This window comes from Paenibacillus sp. OT2-17 (assembly GCF_009827695.1).
GTDB lineage: Bacteria > Bacillota > Bacilli > Paenibacillales > Paenibacillaceae > Paenibacillus > Paenibacillus polymyxa_B.
This window is the reverse complement of the sequence record NZ_WUDQ01000281.1, coordinates 1-4742: the sequence shown is the minus strand read 5'-3', so window position 1 is coordinate 4742 and position 4742 is coordinate 1. Positions and strand designations below refer to the sequence as shown.

Genomic DNA, 4742 nt, shown 5'->3' with positions numbered 1-4742 from the left:
GGCAAGTACTGGCTTCCGTTGACGAGAAACAGAGACAAGAGCTTTATAATCAGATTTTACAAAAAGTTCAGGAAGAATCGGTTATTATACCCCTGTCCTATATTCGTCAATATAACGTAAACCAGAAAACACTGGATAACGTTTCATTTCCGGAGAGCAGATGGGATCATCCATTTAATAGCATTCACCTAAAATAAAGAAAAGGAAGGGCCACTCATGGCAGGTTATATTTTTAGAAGAGTACTGACGCTGGTTCCACTCGTGCTGTTCGCCACTTTCGTAGCTTTTGTGCTAATGAGGCTCTCTCCGGTTGATCCGGCCGAGGCGTACTTCTCGGCAGCTCATATCAAGCCTAACGAGCAAATGCTACAGGAGAAGAGGGGAGAACTGGGGCTGGACGATCCCTTTATGTCTCAGTACGTGCAATCTGCTGTTCGCATGCTACAGCTAGACCTCGGGACGTCGTACCTGTCCTCCAAGTCTGTCTGGGGAGAGATTTGGCAACGGTTGCCCGCAACGTTGCAGTTGACGGGGAGCAGTATGTTGATCGCTTTCGTAGCTGTTGTCACACTAGGGTATCTCTCGGCCGTACACGCCGGGCGGTGGGTAGATTATGCGGTGCGCATTCTTTCCTACATCGGCGCATCCTTACCGCAATTCATGCTGGGTTACTTACTGATCTATCTGTTTGCCCTCCACTGGGACTTGCTTCCCGTGGAAGGAAAGGGCACATGGCAGCATTTGATTTTACCATCATTGACTCTCTCTTTGGCACTTGTGGCAACCTATGCCCGACTGTTTCGCGAGAGTATTCTGGAGCAGATGAAGCAGGCTTACGTGGACTATGCGCATACACGAGGATTAAAGTCGCGCAGCATCATGGTCAGACATGTGGTTCGACTGGCCATCCTCCCCATCATTACCGGATTCGGTATGAATCTAGGTAGGCTTATCACGGGAACGATTGTGGTAGAACGAGTATTCTCCTGGCCCGGTTTGGGGCGGTTTTTCGTGGAATCCATTTTCAACCGCGATTTACCAGTCATTCAGGGCTATGTTTTTTTTGCTGCCTGTCTTTACTTATGTACAAGTCTCCTAACCGATCTTCTGCACATGGCTGCTGATCCGAGGCTTTCCTTGCAAGAAAGGAGCAGGTAGGAATATGAAATTGAAAAGTTTGTTTTTTGGCAAGCGGCTGGTCGTAGGCTTGTGCCTGTTCTTTTTGTGTGTTTGCGCAGTAACAGCTATCTTTGCTCCATGGATAGCTCCCCATGATCCGAATCAGATACGAATGGCTGACAAGCTCGTTCAATCCTCGGCTGAGCATTTACTGGGTACCGACCATTTGGGCAGGGATGTGTTGTCCAGACTCATCTATGGTGTCCGGATTACGTTTGGACTGGTGTTGGGTGTCTTTTCCATATCTGTGCTGGTTGGTGTATCGATTGGCATGTTATCCGGTTACGTAGGCGGTTGGCTGGATCAGCTATTAATGCGGATTTGCGACGGCATGCTTGCATTTCCGAACCTCGTCCTTGTGCTTGGCATCGTTGGTATGCTTGGACCAGGGATATATCAGGTCATTATTGCACTGCTGCTGGTACAGTGGGTGTACTATGCACGTATGACCCGGGGTCTGGTGTTGCATCTGCGTTCCGAGCCGTATTTGCTGGCTGCCCTCATTTGCGGTTCCAGCCGATTAGCGATCCTGAGAAGACACGTTTTTCCGCATATTTTCCCGCAAATTGTGGTGATCGGTACGCTAGAGATGGGGTGGGCCATCATGGATATTTCAGCTCTTTCCTTCCTGGGACTCGGCATTCAGCCGCCTACCGCGGAATGGGGAGCGATGATTAATGAAGGACGCGGCTATTTGCGCGAACACCCTTCCCTAATGCTATATCCGGGATTGTGTATTTTACTTGTAGTCACCGCGTTCAATGTACTGGGGGAGTCGCTCTCCCAACTGCTCGGCGTAAAGAAAGTGAAGGAGAGGAGCACCCGCAATGTTCGAAGAACATCACGTCAGATCGGCAACTCCTGAACCATTGCTTGCACTTCATAATGTCTGTGCCGATGTGATCGAAGACGGCGCTTCTCAACGATTGCTGCATGATGTTTCGTTTTCGTTGCAGCCTGGACGCGTCGTAGGTCTTGCAGGACAGAGTGGCAGCGGCAAAACGCTAACCTGCCGATCGATTCTTCAGCTACTCGATCCTGCCATCCGCATAAACGGCAGCATCAGACTGAGAGGTGATGAACTGAACGGCATGACTGAAGAGCAGTTACGCACCATTCGCGGAAATGATATTGGATATATTGTTCAAGATCCAATGAATGCACTGGTTTCTGTTCATACCATTGGAAGCCAGTTTGTCGAAACGATCCGCACACATGCCCGGTGTAGTAAAAAGGATGCGTTGGCACTGGCTGTGCAGGCACTTGAAAGTGTAAGGCTGCCTGATCCGCCGGAACTTCTCAAACGATATCCGTTCGAGCTTAGCGGAGGCATGCTGCAACGCGTGTTGATTGCGCTAACGATGTGTCTGTCACCCTCCATCGTCATTGCGGACGAGCCCACCACAGCCCTCGATACCATTAATCAATACCATGTATTGGAGGAACTAGAGAGACTGCGGATGAACCAGGACGTTGCCATCCTGCTTATTACGCATGATCTTGACGTCATCGCAGAGATGGCAGACGAGGTCATCGTGATGCATGAAGGACGGATCGTGGAACATAACGACGTATTATCCATATTCAATCGACCACAACATTCCTATACACAAGAATTGCTACGCAGTCGGTTGAATGAATGAACGGAGGGAAGAATAATGGCACTGCTAGAACTTTCCGGCGTCACTCACACGTATGATTCTGCGAACAACTCTTGGTGGAAATCGAAACAGAAGTTGCAGGGAGCTGTCGTGAAGGATATCTCCATGACGCTGGAGGCAGGACAATGCATCGGTTTGTTGGGGGGGAGCGGTGCAGGCAAGAGTACACTCGGCAAAATCATGCTTGGCTTGCAGCGCCCTCAACGGGGCTCAGTACTTGTTGATGGTAAGGATATGTATGCTTGCGACAATCGAACGAAGAAACAGTTACGGAAGCATGTACAGGCCGTATTTCAGGATTGTTATTCTTCGGTAAATCCCAAGATGACGGCAGCACAAATCATCGGGGAGCCCTTGGACAATTTCGAGCGACTAACGAATGGGGAAAAGGATTACCGCATCGGCGAAGCTTTGGACATCGTCGGACTACCTGCAAGTGCCATGAACAAGCTGCCAAGACAATTAAGCGGTGGACAACTACAGCGCATTAACATTGCACGCGCCATGATCTCCAGACCCAGCTTTATCGTGCTCGATGAAGCTGTCAGCAGCTTGGATATTGCCAATCAGGTACATATTATCGATGTTTTACGCGATTTAAAGAAACAACGGGATGTGTCCTACGTATTCATCACGCACAACCTGAAGGCTGCTTTTGCACTATGTGACCGATGGACTGTATTAGATCAGGGTAGCTTATGCGGTAGCTTCTCGACGATAGCCGAGATGAAGGTATCCAGGGAACCAGCAGTTAAGCTGTTGTTAGACGCCTCATTATCCGGACATCCGGAGTTGGGTACAATTCGGAAGGATAGGCCTTTCTATGTTGACGCAGGGCAGCGTAAAGGCGCCTGGGCATGAATCGAAGCAAAGATTTGCCATACGCTCGCAACGGGGCATTTTCCCCCGTGTTGCTACGCCTATATACCCTCACTTTTTTGTTTTATAGTGCTAACGCCTTCGTTCAGATGATATTGCCTCTCTATACGCAAAGCATTGGCTATGGAAACGACAAGATCGGTATGATCGTGGGGATGTATTTGCTAGTTAGCATGCTGCTGCGACCATGGGCGGGAATCGTCGTTGAACGATTCGGGATTGCCCGCATTCTACGTTTTATTCTGGCGGGGCATCTGTTAGTTTTGCTATTGTTTGTATGGCAAGGCAACGTTTCTTACATTATTGTCCGGGGTTTGCAAGGCGCTGTCGCCGCATTCTTTTCGTTGACCGTACAAATGGCTGTTATGGACCTGTTGCCCGAGCGTGACCGTGCTCAGGGATTATCTCTATACTTGTTGTTTGGTTTGCTACCCTCGGTTATGATGCCTGCACTGGGATGGATCGCCTGGGAAAAAGCTGGACTGAACGGATTTTACGCAGGACTTTTGGTTTTGGGCGCATTGACGCTCATCTCGGGCTATGGAACAGGAAGAGCCACGCAGCACATCAAAGCGGCAAAGCGTCCCGCGGAGCAAACGACAACCAAGCATGAAATAGATAGAAGCGCACGATCCACGCTCTGGAACCGTCACTTCATGCTAAGCAGCCTCGTGATGATGAGCGCAACGATTGGGTTTGGCGCGGTAACGGCGTTTCTTGCCTTGTATGTGATACAGACCGGAATCGGCAATGCGGGGGTGTTTTTTGCTATTCAATCGGGCGTGATCGTGACAGCAAGATTTGCTTTCCGTAAGAATCTGCCTTCGGACGGGAACTGGCATTCCGTATATGTCGGCATGCTGTTGGTTTCGCTCACGATAGGTCTGGCACTTGTAGCTTTTGCCCCAGTAACAGGTAATGCATGGATGCTGTACGGGGGCGGTGCGATGATCGGCTATGGCATAGCTAATGTGTATCCTGTGCTTGCCGCTTACCTGAGCATCACACTCGGAAAAGAACGTC

Annotated in this window: 5 protein-coding genes and 1 pseudogene; all 6 read left to right on the top strand. The window is 49.7% G+C overall.

The features are described 5' to 3' along the window. Nucleotides 1-197: pseudogene (locus GRP75_RS29895) on the top strand (nickel ABC transporter substrate-binding protein); the annotation flags it as partial. A 19-nt stretch (nt 198-216) separates the two neighbouring features. Beyond that, complete coding sequence (locus GRP75_RS19515; RefSeq protein ID WP_160790110.1) at nt 217-1158, top strand: ABC transporter permease subunit; 942 nt, start codon at nt 217-219, stop codon at nt 1156-1158. 4 nt (nt 1159-1162) lie between these two features. Then, nucleotides 1163-2044 (top strand): nickel transporter permease, encoded by an 882-nt coding sequence (nikC, locus tag GRP75_RS19510; protein WP_160790109.1) that lies wholly within the window; start codon nt 1163-1165, stop codon nt 2042-2044. Beyond that, on the top strand, nt 2007-2822 hold the full coding sequence (locus GRP75_RS19505) for an ABC transporter ATP-binding protein (RefSeq protein WP_160790108.1): 816 nt from the start codon (nt 2007-2009) through the stop codon (nt 2820-2822). Before nikC ends, GRP75_RS19505 begins: the two co-directional genes overlap by 38 nt. 15 nt (nt 2823-2837) lie before the next feature. Then, nucleotides 2838-3701, top strand: coding sequence for an ATP-binding cassette domain-containing protein (locus GRP75_RS19500; protein WP_160790107.1), 864 nt, complete (start codon nt 2838-2840; stop codon nt 3699-3701). Then, nucleotides 3698-4742 (top strand): staphylopine family metallophore export MFS transporter CntE (gene cntE / locus GRP75_RS19495; RefSeq protein WP_160790106.1); only part of this gene is annotated, 1045 nt, incomplete at its 3' end. The genes GRP75_RS19500 and cntE, both read left to right, overlap by 4 nt.